The 14,432-nt window shown below is 69.7% G+C and carries 15 protein-coding genes; 3 read left to right on the top strand and 12 right to left on the bottom strand.

Going from position 1 to position 14,432, the window contains the following annotated elements; translation table 11 throughout:
- Positions 1-27: 27 nt before the first annotated feature.
- Both sfnG and AB0G20_RS21020 read right to left on the bottom strand, forming a co-directional pair.
- Positions 28-1,158: a dimethylsulfone monooxygenase SfnG gene (gene sfnG / locus AB0G20_RS21025; RefSeq protein ID WP_361304624.1), complete on the bottom strand. Its 1,131-nt coding sequence runs from the start codon at positions 1,156-1,158 to the stop codon at positions 28-30.
- A gap of 213 nt (positions 1,159-1,371) precedes the next feature.
- Positions 1,372-1,452: a putative leader peptide gene (locus AB0G20_RS21020; protein WP_361305046.1), complete on the bottom strand. Its 81-nt coding sequence runs from the start codon at positions 1,450-1,452 to the stop codon at positions 1,372-1,374.
- A gap of 136 nt (positions 1,453-1,588) precedes the next feature.
- Between AB0G20_RS21020 and AB0G20_RS21015 the strand changes: the two genes are divergently transcribed.
- On the top strand, positions 1,589-2,494 hold the full coding sequence (locus tag AB0G20_RS21015) for a LysR family transcriptional regulator (protein WP_361304621.1): 906 nt from the start codon (positions 1,589-1,591) through the stop codon (positions 2,492-2,494).
- An 82-nt stretch (positions 2,495-2,576) separates the two neighbouring features.
- Here AB0G20_RS21015 and AB0G20_RS21010 read toward each other — a convergent pair whose 3' ends face one another.
- A complete protein-coding gene (locus AB0G20_RS21010; RefSeq protein ID WP_361304618.1) occupies positions 2,577-3,422 on the bottom strand; it encodes an RNA polymerase sigma factor SigF in 846 nt (281 codons plus the stop codon).
- A 508-nt stretch (positions 3,423-3,930) separates the two neighbouring features.
- Between AB0G20_RS21010 and AB0G20_RS21005 the strand changes: the two genes are divergently transcribed.
- Both AB0G20_RS21005 and AB0G20_RS21000 read left to right on the top strand, forming a co-directional pair.
- Positions 3,931-5,034, top strand: a complete 1,104-nt coding sequence (locus AB0G20_RS21005) for a right-handed parallel beta-helix repeat-containing protein (RefSeq protein WP_361304615.1) — start codon at positions 3,931-3,933, stop codon at positions 5,032-5,034.
- Between the two features lie 91 nt (positions 5,035-5,125).
- Positions 5,126-6,154: a methyltransferase gene (locus AB0G20_RS21000; RefSeq protein ID WP_361304612.1), complete on the top strand. Its 1,029-nt coding sequence runs from the start codon at positions 5,126-5,128 to the stop codon at positions 6,152-6,154.
- Positions 6,155-6,271: 117 nt separating this feature from the next.
- On the opposite strand, the gene AB0G20_RS20995 is transcribed toward AB0G20_RS21000, so the two are convergent.
- The 9 genes from AB0G20_RS20995 to AB0G20_RS20955 all read right to left on the bottom strand — a co-directional run bounded on the left by AB0G20_RS20995 (position 6,272) and on the right by AB0G20_RS20955 (position 14,293).
- On the bottom strand, positions 6,272-6,604 hold the full coding sequence (locus AB0G20_RS20995; protein ID WP_248508041.1) for a TcmI family type II polyketide cyclase: 333 nt from the start codon (positions 6,602-6,604) through the stop codon (positions 6,272-6,274).
- Positions 6,605-6,624: 20 nt separating this feature from the next.
- Complete coding sequence (locus AB0G20_RS20990) at positions 6,625-7,104, bottom strand: SRPBCC family protein (RefSeq protein WP_361304609.1); 480 nt, start codon at positions 7,102-7,104, stop codon at positions 6,625-6,627.
- A 1-nt stretch (position 7,105) separates the two neighbouring features.
- Positions 7,106-7,360: an acyl carrier protein gene (locus AB0G20_RS20985; protein WP_361304606.1), complete on the bottom strand. Its 255-nt coding sequence runs from the start codon at positions 7,358-7,360 to the stop codon at positions 7,106-7,108.
- 35 nt (positions 7,361-7,395) lie between these two features.
- Positions 7,396-8,646, bottom strand: coding sequence for a ketosynthase chain-length factor (locus AB0G20_RS20980; RefSeq protein WP_361304603.1), 1,251 nt, complete (start codon positions 8,644-8,646; stop codon positions 7,396-7,398).
- Positions 8,643-9,911 carry a beta-ketoacyl-[acyl-carrier-protein] synthase family protein gene (locus AB0G20_RS20975; protein WP_361304600.1) on the bottom strand — a complete coding sequence of 423 codons (1,269 nt, stop codon included), beginning with the start codon at positions 9,909-9,911 and terminating at the stop codon, positions 8,643-8,645. The genes AB0G20_RS20980 and AB0G20_RS20975 overlap by 4 nt, the downstream gene beginning before the upstream one ends.
- Positions 9,908-10,321 carry a cupin domain-containing protein gene (locus AB0G20_RS20970; protein WP_361304597.1) on the bottom strand — a complete coding sequence of 138 codons (414 nt, stop codon included), beginning with the start codon at positions 10,319-10,321 and terminating at the stop codon, positions 9,908-9,910. Before AB0G20_RS20970 ends, AB0G20_RS20975 begins: the two co-directional genes overlap by 4 nt.
- Positions 10,322-10,420: 99 nt before the next feature.
- Positions 10,421-11,578, bottom strand: coding sequence for a SchA/CurD-like domain-containing protein (locus AB0G20_RS20965; protein WP_361304594.1), 1,158 nt, complete (start codon positions 11,576-11,578; stop codon positions 10,421-10,423).
- 316 nt (positions 11,579-11,894) lie between these two features.
- Positions 11,895-13,553 (bottom strand): FAD-dependent monooxygenase, encoded by a 1,659-nt coding sequence (locus AB0G20_RS20960; protein WP_361305044.1) that lies wholly within the window; start codon positions 13,551-13,553, stop codon positions 11,895-11,897.
- A gap of 149 nt (positions 13,554-13,702) precedes the next feature.
- Positions 13,703-14,293 (bottom strand): TetR/AcrR family transcriptional regulator, encoded by a 591-nt coding sequence (locus AB0G20_RS20955; RefSeq protein WP_361304591.1) that lies wholly within the window; start codon positions 14,291-14,293, stop codon positions 13,703-13,705.
- Between the last annotated feature and the right edge of the window lie 139 nt (positions 14,294-14,432).

Below are 14,432 nucleotides of genomic sequence, written 5' to 3'. Positions count from 1 at the left end.
GATGCGGGACAGGTGCGGGTCGGGCGGTCAGGCGCGGGCGGCGGCGAGGGGCTCCGACTCGGCTTGCTGGGCCTCCAGTTCGCGCACGAGGGGCAGCACCCGCTTGCCGAAGTACTCGACCTCCTCGTGGTAGTGGAGGAAGCCGAGGAGGAAGAGGTCGACGCCGAGCCGCTTGTAGGCGACGATCCGTTCGGCGATCTGCTCGGGCGTGCCGATGAGTCCCGTACGGAAGCCGTCGTTGTACTGGACGAGGTCCTCGAAGCTGGAGTCCTGCCACATGCCCTTGCCGTCGGCGGTGGACTGTCCGGCCTGCTGCACGGCGTCGCGGAAGCCGTGCACGGCGTCGGAGTCGGCGTGGGCGACGATCTCGCGCAGCGTCTCGCGGGCCTCGGCCTCGGTGTCGCGGGCGATGAGGAAGCCGTTGAGGCCGAACTTCGGGGGCGTACGGCCTGCCCGGTCGGCGGAGGCCCGTACGTCGTTGATCTGCTCGGTGACGCCGTCGAAGTCCTTGCCGTTGCTGAAGTACCAGTCGGAGACGCGGCCTGCCATGGCGCGGGCGGCGGTGGAGTTGCCGCCCTGGAAGATCTCGGGGTGCGGGCGCTCGGGGGTGTTCAAGGGCTTGGGCTTGAGAGAGAAGTCGCGCACCCGGTAGAAGTCACCGGCGAGTTCGGCGTGGTCCTCGGTCCAGATGGTCCGCAGGGCGGTGATGAACTCCTCCGCGCGCCGGTAGCGTTCGTCGTGCTCCAGCCAGGGCTCGCCCAGCGCGGTGAACTCGCCCTTGAACCAGCCGCTGACGACGTTGACGGCGAAGCGGCCGTTCGACAGGTGGTCGGCGGTGGCACCGAGTTTGGCGAGGACGCCCGGGTGCCACAGGCCGGGGTGGACGGCGGCGATGACCTTCAGCCGCTGGGTGGCGAGCAGGAGGGCGAGGCTGAAGCTGGTCGATTCGTGCTGGTACTCGGCGCCGTAGCTGGCCATGTAGCGGACCTGGCTGAGGGCGTAGTCGAAGCCGTTGTTCTCGGCGAGGACGGCGAGTTCGCGGTTGTAGTCGTAACCCCAGTCGGTGCGCTGCTCGACGGTGCTGGTGACCAGGCCGCCGCTGACGTTCGGCACCCAGTAGGCGAAGCGGAGGGGGTCGGATGGGGGCGGTACGGGCATGGAGGACTCCTGGCGAGAGGGGGAATGGCGCGCGAAAAGGACAGGCGTCGGCACGGGAACGTGCTCGCCAAGGGGAATTCAGGCGCGCTGAAACAGCGGTCCCGGAAATGCCGTCAACACGACGTCAGCACGACGGAGAACGGCCTGGACCGGAATGCATGGGGAGAGAGGCGCAGAGAGCGAGTGGGAGGGTTTCCCTCGGGTGCGCTGCGCTCAGACGCGGCAGCGACAGCAGGAGCTGGAGACACGCGCGAGATCGACGTGGCGTCGCTGCGTGAGGTCCGGTCGCTTCATGTCGTCGATCCAACCAAGCGTGAGTCCGGCCGGTCAAGCAGACCCGGTGGTGATTCCACATGGTGAGAGTCGGTATTCACGAGGTTGTGACAGGGATTCCCTTGAACCGGGCTCGCGGTGGACGCAGTCTCCTGTCGTGCGAATAGAACAGCTGGAATACATCGCCGCCGTCACCCGGTTCGGTTCGCTGCGGCGTGCCGCCGAGGAACTGCATCTGTCCCAGCCCGCGCTCAGCGAGACCGTGCGCAATCTGGAGCGGGAGCTCGGTGTGGACCTGCTGGAGCGCAAACGGTCGGGGGCGAAGGTCAGCGACGAGGGCCGGGAGCTGCTGCCGCACATCATGACGGTGCTGGACGCGGTGGACCGGCTGCGCGGCGCGGCCGGCGACCAGCACCGCATCAGCCGGATGGTGCGGCTCGGCACGGTCAACACGGCCACTGTCCCGCTGCTCATCCCGACCGTGCGTGAGTTCCGCTCCGCGCACCCGGCCACCCAGGTCGAGGTGGTCGGCGCCCAGCAAACCGACATCCACCGCGGTCTGCTGGAGGGCGCCTTCGACCTCGGGCTGGTGAACTACCTTCACGGCGACGACATACCACCCGGCTTCGAGACGACCGAGCTGCTGCGTGGGCGACCGGTGGTGTGCGTACGCCCGGACAGTCCGCTGGCCGTCCTGGACGCGGTGGATGTGGACAGCCTTCTCGCCGAGCCCCTCATCGTGATGCGGTCCGGCTATGTCATGCACCGCTTCGTCCACCGGCTCCTGCGCGGCCGGACACCGTCCTTCTCGTACTCCACCGACGGCGCCGAGATGGGCAAGCTGATGGTCGCCGAAGGGCTGGGCGCCACGGTGCTGCCCGACTTCAGCGTCATCGGCGACCCTCTGGAGCGGCGCGGCACCATCACCGTGCGGCCCCTCGCGGAGGACGAGACCGACGTGCTGCTGATGCTGCAACGCCGCCACGCCGTCTCGGTCCCCCGGGCCGTGCGCGACCTGCACACGCTCTTCGTACGCAACGCCGGTGCGCACCGGGCGGAGTGAGGCACCGACTGCTCGCGCGGCTGGACGGCACCTGTGAACGGACCGGCGAAGCGCGTGTCCGTCGCGCGCTCGGGGCGCCCGCTCAACGGTTGGTGAGCATGCCTTCCCGCAACCGGGTGAGGGTGCGCGACAGCAGACGCGAGACGTGCATCTGCGAGACGCCCAGACGTTCGCCGATCTGGGCCTGGGTCAGTTCCTCCACGAACCGCATGTGGATGATCTCCCGCTCCCGTTCGTCGAGTTGAGCGAGCAGCGGGGCCAGAGTGTGGAAGTCCTCCACCAGTTCCAGTGCCTGGTCTTCGGAGCCGATGAAGTCCTGCAGTGCCGCTTCGCCGTCCTCGCTGCCGTTGATGGTGGCGTCCAGGGAGGAGGAGTTGTAGCCGTTCGCGGCGATGCGGGCCTCACGCACCTCTTGCTCGGGGAGGCTCATGAGCTCCGACAGTTCCTTCACTGTCGGGGTGCGCCCCAGGCGACTGCGCAGCTCGTCCGTGGCGCGCGCGAGCTGCACGCGGGCTTCCTGCAGTCGGCGGGGCACGTGCACGGCCCAGGTGGTGTCGCGGAAGAACCGCTTGATCTCACCCACGATGTAAGGGACGGCGAAGGAGGTGAACTCCGCCTCCCGGGAGAGGTCGAACCGGTCTATCGCCTTGATCAGGCCGATCATGCCGACCTGGACGATGTCCTCCATCTCCTCCGGCCCCCGGCTGCGGAACCGGCCGGCCGCGAAGCGGACCAGGGACATGTTCATCTCGATCAGCGTGTTCCGTGCGTACTGGTAGTCCGGCGTGCCTTCCTCCAGCACCGCGAGCTGGTCGAAGAACAGCCTGGACAGCTCGCGGGCATCCTGCGGCGCGACGCGAGAGGGATCGGCTACCTCCGGCAGCTCGCGCGCCTGCGTCTTCGCTGCCGTCACGCTCATGAGCACCATGACGTACCCCTCCCACGTTCGAAGCCACCCGCCGCTGCCGCCTGAGTGCAGCCGACGCCGCCACGCGAATACCCCCACATCTTGCATCCACGCCTGCACTTTTAGAAAGGGAGGGACCTATTCCGTCTTGGCGAGCGGGATGTCGCCGCCCGACCCCGACCGCCGCCCCGGCATCCACGTCGGCGGCATTCCTTCTGCGTTGACCCCTGGCCCAGCCTGACCACCGTCCGGCTGTCCGGCGGGAAGCAAGGGGCGGCGGCGGGCGCACTCCCTACACCAGATGATCATGGCAGCGTTAGATGCGTCCCCTGGCTTCATCAGCCGGCTACGCAGGCCAAAGGAGTGATACCGGCCTCCCGGTCCGGGCTCGGGATCTCGTCGAGCGTCGCGAGCAAGCGGCACAGATCCCGCGGGCCGGTGGCGTCGGCGACCGGCACACAGTCGGGGCCACGCCGCCGGATGGCCCATCCCACTGGTTCGCAACCTTTTACGTCATAACCTGCTCAATATGGAAAAATGCCATATCGCACCTCTCGCGTGCATCGCGGCGCTGCTCGGGACCGGCCTCGGGGCCGCTCCGCCGGCCGCCGCCCACACGGTCCATCTGGTGAAACCGGGGGAATCGATCCAGAAGGCGGTGAACACCGCCCGGCCGGGCGACACCGTTCTGCTGGCGCACGGCACCCACCACGGGAGCGTGAACGTGACCACGCCCGGCCTCACCCTGCGTGGCATGGGCCGTGGCACGGTGCTCGTGCCGGAGGCGGGCGCGAGCACCGCCACCACCGCTCCGAACACCGGATCGGGCGCCCCGAAGGCCACGAACAGCTGCGCCGCGGCCGGTAACGGCATCTGCGTCGTGGGAACGAAGGACCACAGCGTCGACGGCGTCACCATCGCTTCCCTGACGGTGACCGGCTTCGCCAAGACCGGCGTCTATGCCGATGAGGCCGACGGGCTGACCGTGCGGAGAGTCACCGCGGTCAAGAACGGGGTGTGGGGCATCGCCACGGAGCACTCCGCCCGTGGTGTGTTCCGCAACAACACTGCCCGGGACAACGGCGACGCGGGCCTGTTCCTCGCCAACACGGTGAAGGAGGAGCAGGGTGCCACGGACACCGGGGGAACGGTGGTGGAGCACAACCGGCTGGAGGGCAACAGGATCGGGGTCACGGTCCGCCGGCTGCGCAACCTGACCGTTGCGGGCAACCGCCTCACGGGCAACTGTGCCGCGGTCTTCGTCGTCGGCGACGAGAACAAGCCGAAGGCCGGCTTCGTGACCGTGCGGGACAACCGCATCGAGCGCAACAACAAGTTCTGTCCGAAGACCGCCCGGCTGGACGCCCTACAGGGATCCGGCATCGTCCTCACGGGCGCCGAGGACAACCTGATCACCCACAACGTGATCAGGGACAACGTCGGCAGCTCCCCGCTGTCGGGCGGCATCGTCGTGTTCAAGAGTTTCGTGGGCACGACCAGCGAGCGGAACCGGATCAACGACAACCTGCTGCAGGGCAACTCCCCGGCAGACCTGGTCAACACGGACCCCGGTAGCGGCAACACGTTCCAAGGCAACTCGTGCCGATCGTCCCAGCCTGCCGGCCTGTGCTGACCGCCCCGTCGTTGCCTTTCGCGGAACTGAGAGCTTCCACGACTGGCCAGTAATCCTCGTGCTTCAGGTGACTCAAGTAGGAAGGCGGCACATGACGACCACTCAGCCTGCACCTCCGCCGTCCATGCGGCTGCGGGAACTCGCATTCGGGGCGGCGTGTGCCGCCGCCCTCCGCGCGGCCGCCCGGCTGGGCGTCGCCGACGCCCTCGGTGACGACCCCATGGCCGTGGAGGACATCGCGGCCGCGGTGAAGACGGAACCCCGCCCGCTGCGACGGCTCCTGCGAGCCCTGTCCTGCTACGGCGTCTTCGCCGAACGCCCGGACGGGACGTTCGCGCACACCGACGTCTCACGGCTGCTGCGCGAGGACGACCCCAACAGCCTGCGCGCCATCTCTCTGTGGTGCACCGAGCCATGGACCTGGGACGTCTGGCCGATGCTGGACGAGGCGGTGCGCACCGGCCGCAACGTGGTGGAGGGCCTGTACGGCAAGGAGTTCTTCCCCTACCTCAACGAGGACGCCCCGGAGTCGGCCGACGTCTTCAACCGCGCCATGACGACCTCCAGCGTGCAGTCGGCGCGCGACGTCGCGGAGTTCCTCGACCTCACGGGGAACGCGTCGGTCGCCGACGTCGGCGGTGGCCAGGGGCACGTGGTGGCGAGCCTGCTGGACAAGTACCCCGCCATGCACGGGACGCTGCTCGACCTTCCCCGGGTGGTGGAGAACGCCCTGCCGAGACTGCGGGCGGGCGGTGATCTCGCGGACCGTGCGCGCGTGGTGCCCGGCGACGTCCGGACGGCCGTCCCGGTGAAAGCCGACGTCTACGTCATCAAGAACATCCTGGAGTGGGACGACGAGAGCACGGCCCGCACGCTGCGCAACGTCCGCGAGGCGGGCGGCCCCGGCGCGCGGGTCGTGGTCATCGAGAACCTCGTCGACGACTCGCCCTCGATGCGGTTCAGCACCGCGATGGACCTGCTGCTGCTCCTCAACGTCGGCGGGGCCAAGCACACCACCCAGAGCATGGTGGACCGGCTGACCGAGGCGGACTTGGTCATCGACGACATCAGCCCGGTCAACCCGTATCTGCACGCGTTCGACTGCCACGTCCCCGGCTGATCCGACCGCGTTCTCCCCCGCCCCCTCGTTTCTTCTGCTCCCCCGGTCCCCCCACGGACCACCGGTGGCCGGGCCCGCAGCGTCGCGGGCCCGGCCACCGGTGATGGTCGTCGGGGGTCAGCCGGCCGGCTCGCGCTCCCAGAGGTAGAAGCGCTGCGCCATGGCGTCCTTCGGGGAACGCCAGGTATCGGGGTCGTACGCGCTGACGTACGCGGCCAGCCGCTCGCTGACGTCCCGGAACTCGGGATGCCCGCTGATCTCGGCGATGGCGGACCCGGGCTCACGCTCGGACTCGATCAGGTGCATGTACACATCGCCGAACTGGAAGAGGCTGCGCCGGGTCACGCCGACGAGTCGCGGCAACTCCCCACGGTCGGACTCCTCGAACACCTTGGCGATGTCGGGCGCCGACCCCGGGGCCATCCGGGCGACGATCAGAGCTTGATGCATGGGGGTGTTCTCCGTCCGGCTCAGTCGGTCAGACCGGCACTCGCACCGCGCTCCGCGGCGATCTTCTCGATGCGGTCGCGGATCAGGGCCATCTGCACCTTCGAGTTCCGGTTGATGTTGTCCGTCATCCACTCGTCGTCCACGGGCGCATCCGGCTTCATCGCGAAGTCCTGCGTCCAGACCATCCGCGTGCCGGCCGGAACCTCCTCGTACCGCCAGTGGATGTCCATGTGGGCGAAGGGGCCCGTCTCGACCCGGCGGGCCTTGACGGTGAGCGTCTCGCGGTCCGGCTCGCGCTCGGAGACCCAGCTCCACACGGTGCCGTTCTCGTCCGGGTGCATCGTCAGCCGGAAGGTCGTCTTGTGGCCCTCCCGGGAGAGGATCTCGACGGAGGCGTACTCGCTGAACAGCCGCGGCCAGTTCTCCAGGTCGTTGGTCACCTCCCAGACCAGGTCCAGCGGCGCACCGATGGTGATCTCGTTCTCTGTGTGTCCGGTCATCTCACGCTCCTGTCAGGAGGGCACTGTTGACGAGGTCGAGGAACTGCCGGGGCGACTTGGAGCGCTCGGCGTCGGGGGGCATCGGCGTGCCGTACCGGTTCTCCAGCTCGCCCACGATGCCCAGCAGGCCCAGTGAGTCGACGCCGAGGTGGTCGAAGGCCGCCTCGTCGCGGCGGAGTTCCTCCGGAGCGACGGTGACACCGGTGCACTTCTTCATGAGCTCGGCCAGCTCTTCCACAGTGATGCGGTCAGTCATGCCAATCCCTTCCTCTCCTGTTCCGCGGCGCCTCGCTACGAGGCGTCGGTGGCGCCGTGCCGCAGCACCAGCGCCGAGTTCGACCCCATGAGTCCGCGGCTCAGAAGCAGCGCCGTGCGTACCTCGGCGGTGCGGGCCCGACCGGTCACGAGGTCGAGGTCGTGGCAGACGTCGAAGACGTTGGGGGTGGGTGGGATCACGCCGTGCTCCATCGCGAGCACCGCGGCCGCGGCGTCCATGAGCGGTGCCGCGCAGTAGCCACGGCCGATCCCGGTCTTCGGCGCGGTGACGGGCACCCGGGTGCCATGGGCCCCGAGGGCATCGGCGATGGCCAGGGCCTCAGCCCGGTCCGCCTGCGGTACACCGAGGGCGTCGGCGAAGACCACGTCGATCTCCTCGGGGGCGCAGTCGGCCTCCGCCAGGGCTCCCCGGACGGCCTGGGCGAGCCCTTCCCGGGACTCCTCCCAGCGGGAGGCTCCCGTAAAGGTCGCCGCGTGTCCGGCCAGGTGGGCCCGTACGCGCGCGCCCCGTTCCCGGGCCGCGTTCTCCGCTTCCACCACGACCATGGCGCCGCCCTCTGCGGGCACGAACCCGCAGGCCGCGGACGTGAACGGGCGGTAGGCGCGAGTCGGGTCGTCGACCGTGCTGAGTTCCTCGTAGCCGAGTTGGCAGACCACCGAGTAGGGGGCGATCGGCGCCTCGGTCGCCCCGGCCACGATCACGTCGGTGCCGCGCCGCACCGCTCGCGCCGCGTGGGCGAGGGCGTCCAGGCCGCCGGCCTCGTCGGCGGCGACGACCGAGCAGGGCCCCTTGAAGCCGCGGCGGATGGAGATCTGGCCGGTGCTGGCGGCGTAGAACCAGGCGATGGACTGGTACGGGCCGACGTAGCGACTGCCCTTGCCCCACAGCTGCTGGAGTTCACGCTGTCCGAACTCGCCGCCGCCGGAACCGGCCGCGGTGACCACGCCCACGGAGAAGGGCGCGGCGTCGGTCTCGGGCCGGTGGAGCTGGGCGTCGTCCAGCGCGAGGTCGGCCGCGGCCATCGCGAAGTGCGTGAACCGGTCGGTCTGGACCAGGAAGCGCTCCTCGATCGCGGCCGACGGGTCGAAGTCGCGGACCTGGCCCGCCACGCGCAGCGGCAGATGTTCGCAGCCCTCGCGGGTCACCCGGTCCAGGACGCTGATGCCTTCCCTGGTGGACTTCCAGAAGGTCTCGGTGCTGGCTCCGTTGGGCGCGACCACGCCGATTCCCGTGACGGCCGCGCGCCGAGCATGGGGTTCGCTCATCGTGTCTTCTCCCTCGGCCGGTTCATGACCACCGCGGACTGGAAGCCGCCGAACCCGCTCCCCACCGAGAGCACGCTGGAGAGCTTGCGCTCGCGGGCCACGCGCGGGACGTAGTCCAGGTCGCACTCGGGATCGGGTGTCTCGTAGTTCGCGGTCGGCGGTACCACCTGGTGGGTCAGGGCCAGCACACAGGCGACGAGTTCGATGGCTCCGATGGCGCCCAGGGAGTGGCCCACCATCGACTTGATCGAGCTCATGGGAGTGTCGTAGGCGTGCGGGCCCAGGACCCGTTTCACCGCGGCGGTCTCGTGGCGGTCGTTCTGCTTGGTGCCCGACCCGTGCGCGTTGACGTAGTCGATCGCGGTGGGATCGAGCCGCGCGTGGTCGAGGGCGTCCTCGATGGACCGGGCCATCTCCAGGCCCTCACTGGTCAGACCGGTCATGTGGTAGGCGTTGCCGAACGTGGCGTATCCGCCGAGCTCGCAGTACACGTGGGCGCCACGGGCCCTGGCGTGCTCCAGCTCCTCCAGGACGAGTACGGCGCCGCCCTCGCCCATGACGAAGCCGTCGCGGTCGGCGTCGAAGGGACGCGAGGCGTGGGCCGGGTCGTCGTTGTTCGGGGAGGTGGCCTTGATCGCGTCGAAGCAGGCCATGGTGATCGGGGAGATCGGCGAGTCCGAGGCGCCGGCTATGCATATGTCCGCCCGGCCCTCCTCCACGGTGTGGAAGGCGTACCCGACCGCGTCGAGTCCGGAGGTGCAGCCCGTGGAGACGGTCTGCACCGGGCCACGCGCCCCGAACCGCTCCGCCACCGTCGAGGCGAGGGTGCTGGGCGTGAACGCGCGGTGCAGCTCCGGGGCCGCCTCCCGGTGGTCCACGTCCCAGCGCTGCCCGCGGTGGCTGACCAGGACGTAGTCCTTCTCCAGCCGGGTGGTGCCGCCGACCGCGGTGCCCAGGGAGACGCCCACCCGCCAGGGGTCCTCGGCGGCGAGGTCGAGGCCGGCGTCCTGCACCGCTTCGTCCCCCGCCACCATGGCGAACTGGATGTAGCGGTCACACCGTTCGACGTCCCGCGCGTCCAGCCCGTGGGCCGCAGGGTCGAAGTCGCACTCGGCGGCGATCCGCGAACGCAGACCGGACGGGTCGAAGAACGTGATGGCCCGTGTCGCCGTGCGCCCGGCTGCCAGGAGATTCCAGAACGCCGGTACGCCTATGCCGCCAGGAGCGACGATGCCTATGCCGGTGACCGCCACTCGTCTCGTCATGAGCGGACCTGACGTCGTTCGGCCGCCTCCGCCCCCACCACCGCGGACTCGGCGTCGGTCTCCTCGGTGTCGACGTGACCCAGCGGCGGGCTCGGGGCCAGCGGGCCGAGGTGGAAGACCATCCTGGCCTCCACCTCGCCGACGTTGCGGAAGCGGTGGCGCACGTTGATGGGAATCAGCAGCCCCTGCTCGGGCTGGAGCGGGTGCGGCTCACCATCCAGGTCCACCTCCAGCTGCCCGCACACCACGTACACGAACTCCTCGGAGTACGGGTGGTAGTGCTCACCGATTCGGTCACCGGGCTGGATGAGGGCCACGCCCATGAAGCCACTGGTGGCGCCCACCGTGGTGGGAGTGAGCATGGCGCGCAGGTCACCGCCTCGTCGGCAGTTGGACTCGACCTCGCTCATGCTCACGATTCTGGGACGAGATGTGATCACGCGTTCCTCCGATGATGTGCTGCTCCAACGTGGGAGAGGCAGGCACCGCCTCTCCCACCGGATGACGAATCAGGCGTCGGGCGACCGGCGGTCGGTGACGAGTTCCATGCGCGCCAGTTCGAGACAGCGCGCGAGGCTGTCGTCCTTCGAGGCAGACGGGTTGCTGCCCGTGGCCTCGTCCAGGAGCGTGGTCAGCTCGGCCACCTGCGCCGAGTCGGACAGACCGAGGACCTGGACGGGTTCGGCGGCCTCGAGACCGCCGTGCACGTCGATGAGCCGTACCACGACGTCGTCACGCTGGAAGATCGTGCTGCGCAGGATCGGGCTGCGCGGGTCGTCCGCCGCCGCCTCGTCCTGACGGGCCAGGAGTTCGGCCAGCTTCATACCGTGCTCCGGCCGCGCCGGGTAGTACAGGGCGTACCGCTCGGCCTGCGAGTCCTGCCGCCCCGGCGTCACATGGTGGACGGCCGGCAGCGCGGCCCTGGTGAAGAAGACCCGGGCGGACTCGGGGTCGTTGAGGTCCCGGTCCTGCTCCAGATGGGGATTGATGGCCTCCTCGACGGCCCGCACCTCGGGCTGCCGGGCGACGTGGCGCAGCGCGGCCAGCAGGTCGCCCCGCACCTCGACGGCGCGCACCACACGGTTGCCGTGCATGAACAGCGAGGTGCGGCACAGCCGGGTGGTGTCGTCGACCTTCGGCTCGGGCGAGGCGTAGTCGGCGAGGATCTTGGCGACGATGTCCTCGCTGCCCGGCTTGACGGTGAAGGTGAGCGCGTGCCGGATCACACCGTCACCGACCCTGGGGGCCGTCTGGAGCCGGCGCTCCGCCTGGTCGGCCGCATCGGCCGGGCCGCCGGTCTCGCGGACGACGTGGAAGCGCAACGAGCGGGTGTCGCGCACGCAGCTGTGCAGCGGCTCGACCATCCGCACGTGCTCCTCGCTGTTGACCCAGGCGAGGAACGGCGGGGCGCTCTCCCACTCACTGGTGATGAGCCACTGGGAGGGGTTTTCGATCGACTGGCACAGCTGGTCGCTGACATGCCCAGGGACAGAGGCGACCTGGTGGCACAACTGTTCGTAGGCCTCGAGGAACTCCTGCTGGGCTCCCTCGTGGACGTCGACCAGGAGGACGACTCTGAGCCGGGAACCGTCGAACACGGACTGGGAGACATGGTGCGACGCCTGTCGCGCCCGCGAACCTGCCACCCGATCGGAAGTGGTGGTCATCCTGCGCACAACTCCTTCGCGGAGGGGAAAGTGAACGTTGGCCGCAGTGATGCGACGTCAGCGTTCCTCGATCTTGTGCCTGTCCCCGCACATCGCGCGACTCGGATGAAGTACGTGAGTGGCCGGCCGGGAGGCGGTCAGCCGAGATGCGCGTAGAAGAGCAGGCCATCCGCGTCGTCCTCGGCCTGCCGACCGCACTCCCCCGCACGGGTGATGAGCGCGTCCGTGCCTCGGTGCTGTCTCCACACGCCCGCCGATCGAGAACTTCGCCATCGGCACCAGGGGCGCCGATGGCGAAGGGTGGGGGTGCGGCGACTCAGATGACTGCCAGCCCGGTCCTCAGGACCTGGCGCAGCACCGCCTCGGCATCCGCCTCCGGGCCCGGCGACCGCCATGCGACGAACCCGTCGGGCCGGACGAGTACGGCGCCCCCAGGGCCCGTTCCGTGGCGCTCCGCCCAGTCGGCGTCGCCCTCCGGCACCAGGTCGGCCCGTGCTCCGGTGCCCACCCGGTACGACCTGAGCGGGAGGGCCAGCTCGTCTGCGAGGCGAAGTGCGGCCTCGTGCCACGCGTTCGGCTCATCGGCGCCACTGAGCAGCACGAGGGACCGCTCGTAGAGGTCGAGCGTCGAGATCCGTTCGTCTCCGCGGCGCACCCACAGGTGAGGCGCCCTGCTGCCGGGTCCGCCGGTCAGGTCGAGGCTCTCCGGCACCACCGGGGCCGCTGGGTCGGCGCCGACGACGGCGCCCTGCGGGTAGCGGTAGCCGAGGGCCACGTTGAGGATGCCCTTCCGGGGGCCACCGCCGCCGGCTCCGGGCGGCGCGGCGAATCCGGGATGGCTGTGCTCGGCCGACCGGGCCGCGGCCCGCGCGCTGGTGGCCTCGGCCACGGGACGGCGCTCGGCGTCGTACGTGTCCAGCAGTTGCTCACCCGCCCAGCCGTCGAGCACCGCGGCCAGCTTCCAGGCGAGGTTGTGCGCGTCCTGGATGCCGGTGTTGGAACCGAAGGCCCCGGTGGGGGACATCTCATGAGCCGAGTCACCGGCCAGGAAGACACGTCCCGACCGATAGCTGCGGGCGACCCGCTGAGCGGCGTGCCAGGGCGCCTTGCCGGTGATCTCCACGTCGAGGTCGGCGACCCCGACCGCCCGGCGGATGTGCTCGACGCACCGCTCGTCGGTGAATTCCTCCAGGGACTGGCCGTGCTCGGGGTGCCACGGGGCGTGGAAGACCCAGTTGTCGCGGTTGTCCACCGGCAGGAGGGCGCCGTCGGCCTCCGGGTTCGTCAGGTAGCAGACGATGAAGTGGCGGTCACCCACGACGTCGGCGAGACGCCGGGAGCGGAAGGTGAGGCTGACGTTGTGAAACAGGTCGCCGGGTCCGCTCTGAGCGATGCCGAGTTGCTCACGCACGGGACTGCGCGGTCCGTCTGCGGCGACGAGGTAGTCCGCGCGGATGGTGGTGTGCTCGCCCGTCTCGCGACTCTTGACCACGGCGGTCACGCCGCCGGGGTCACTGTCGAACGACATCAGCTCGGTGGAGAAACGCAGGTCGCCCCCATGCCTGCGGGCGTGGTCGAGCAGGACCGGCTCAAGGTCGTTCTGGCTGCACAGGCACCAGGCACTGGGGCTGAAGCGGGCCAGTCCGCCACCCGGGTCGATGTCCTTGAACAACCACTCGCCCGCGTCGCCGACCAGGGAGGGCGCCTGGAGGATGCCGTGGTTGATGGCAAGGGTCGCGGCCGCATCCTGGATCGCCTTCTCGACACCCGCCACCCGGAACAGTTCCATCGTGCGGACGTTGTTGCCGCGGCCTCGCGGGTGGATGGAGGTGCCGGCGTGGCGCTCCACCAGTACGTGCGGTACTCCCAGCCGTCCCAGGAACAACGAGGTTGCCAGGCCGACCAGGGAGCCGCCCACGATGAGGACCGGGACGCTGATGGTCTGGGGGCCTGTCTGTCCGGCTTGTTCGTTCATCACTCTCTCCAGCGCGTCGATGCCGCCGACCCAGCCGGATGCGGCGGAGATCCTCATGCATGCCCCCGGAAGCTGACGACGGCTCAGGCTTCACCCGCCTGCTTCGCGATGCCGGCGTGTCCGGGTAAGCGCGGCGGCGAGCACCACGGTCAGTGCGGTCGGCGCAGTCCGGCGACGAGAAGCGCGACCAGTCGGCGCGCGTCGTAGCGGGGGTCGCTGTCGGCCCCGATGCAGAGGTTTCCGATGCCGCGCATGAGGTGGTAGGCGTCGAGATCGGAGCGGATCTCGCCGGAGGCGGCGGCAGCGTCGAGGAGTTGGGTGCACACCGGCAGGAGTCGGTCGAGGAAGTAGGCGTGCAGCGTCTCGAACCCTGCGCTGTCCCCCTGCATCGCGGCGGCCAGGCCGTGCTTGGTGACCAGGAAGTCGGCGAAGAGGTCGACCCACCTCCCCAGCGCGGCGTGAGGGGTCGGGCCGGACGCCAGCAGGGCCGGGCCGGCTTCGGCGCAGGCGTCGACCTGATGGCGGTAGACGGCGATGACGAGGTCCGCCCGGGTGGGGAAGTGGCGGTAGATCGTGCCCACCCCGACACCGGCCTCGGCGGCGATGTCGCGTACCGGTGCTTCCACGCCCGAGGTGACGAAGACCCTGGCGGCCGCGTCCAGCAGGGTCTGCTGGTTGCGCCGGGCGTCCTTGCGCTTGGACTTGGCCGGGCTTCCCGCGCTCTCGTCGTTGCCGTTCACTGCGACAGCCTCCCTCTCGCATGCTGTTGCAAAGCGGAACAGCGTTCCGTATCGTAAGCGGAACGGTGTTCCGTTTAACTCATGATGGCAGACCGGGGGACGGTCGGCCAGGCCGCTGCCGCGACCACACCTCGGCTGG

The organism is Streptomyces sp. NPDC024017, from assembly GCF_040638895.1.
Taxonomy (GTDB): Bacteria; Actinomycetota; Actinomycetes; order Streptomycetales; family Streptomycetaceae; genus Streptomyces.
This window is presented reverse-complemented; position numbering and strand designations above follow the sequence as displayed.

What these genes read in the sequence shown, in the direction of transcription:
- sfnG (WP_361304624.1), bottom strand. Translation starts at nt 1,158, where the DNA reads ATGCCCGTACCGCCCCCATCCGACCCCCTCCGCTTCGCCTACTGGGTG.
- AB0G20_RS21020 (WP_361305046.1), bottom strand. Translation starts at nt 1,452, where the DNA reads ATGAAGCGACCGGACCTCACGCAGCGACGCCACGTCGATCTCGCGCGT.
- AB0G20_RS21010 (WP_361304618.1), bottom strand. Translation starts at nt 3,422, where the DNA reads ATGGTGCTCATGAGCGTGACGGCAGCGAAGACGCAGGCGCGCGAGCTG.
- AB0G20_RS21005 (WP_361304615.1), top strand. Translation starts at nt 3,931, where the DNA reads ATGGAAAAATGCCATATCGCACCTCTCGCGTGCATCGCGGCGCTGCTC.
- AB0G20_RS21000 (WP_361304612.1), top strand. Translation starts at nt 5,126, where the DNA reads ATGACGACCACTCAGCCTGCACCTCCGCCGTCCATGCGGCTGCGGGAA.
- AB0G20_RS20995 (WP_248508041.1), bottom strand. Translation starts at nt 6,604, where the DNA reads ATGCATCAAGCTCTGATCGTCGCCCGGATGGCCCCGGGGTCGGCGCCC.
- AB0G20_RS20990 (WP_361304609.1), bottom strand. Translation starts at nt 7,104, where the DNA reads ATGACCGGACACACAGAGAACGAGATCACCATCGGTGCGCCGCTGGAC.
- AB0G20_RS20985 (WP_361304606.1), bottom strand. Translation starts at nt 7,360, where the DNA reads ATGACTGACCGCATCACTGTGGAAGAGCTGGCCGAGCTCATGAAGAAG.
- AB0G20_RS20980 (WP_361304603.1), bottom strand. Translation starts at nt 8,646, where the DNA reads ATGAGCGAACCCCATGCTCGGCGCGCGGCCGTCACGGGAATCGGCGTG.
- AB0G20_RS20975 (WP_361304600.1), bottom strand. Translation starts at nt 9,911, where the DNA reads ATGACGAGACGAGTGGCGGTCACCGGCATAGGCATCGTCGCTCCTGGC.
- AB0G20_RS20970 (WP_361304597.1), bottom strand. Translation starts at nt 10,321, where the DNA reads ATGAGCGAGGTCGAGTCCAACTGCCGACGAGGCGGTGACCTGCGCGCC.
- AB0G20_RS20965 (WP_361304594.1), bottom strand. Translation starts at nt 11,578, where the DNA reads ATGACCACCACTTCCGATCGGGTGGCAGGTTCGCGGGCGCGACAGGCG.
- AB0G20_RS20960 (WP_361305044.1), bottom strand. Translation starts at nt 13,553, where the DNA reads ATGAACGAACAAGCCGGACAGACAGGCCCCCAGACCATCAGCGTCCCG.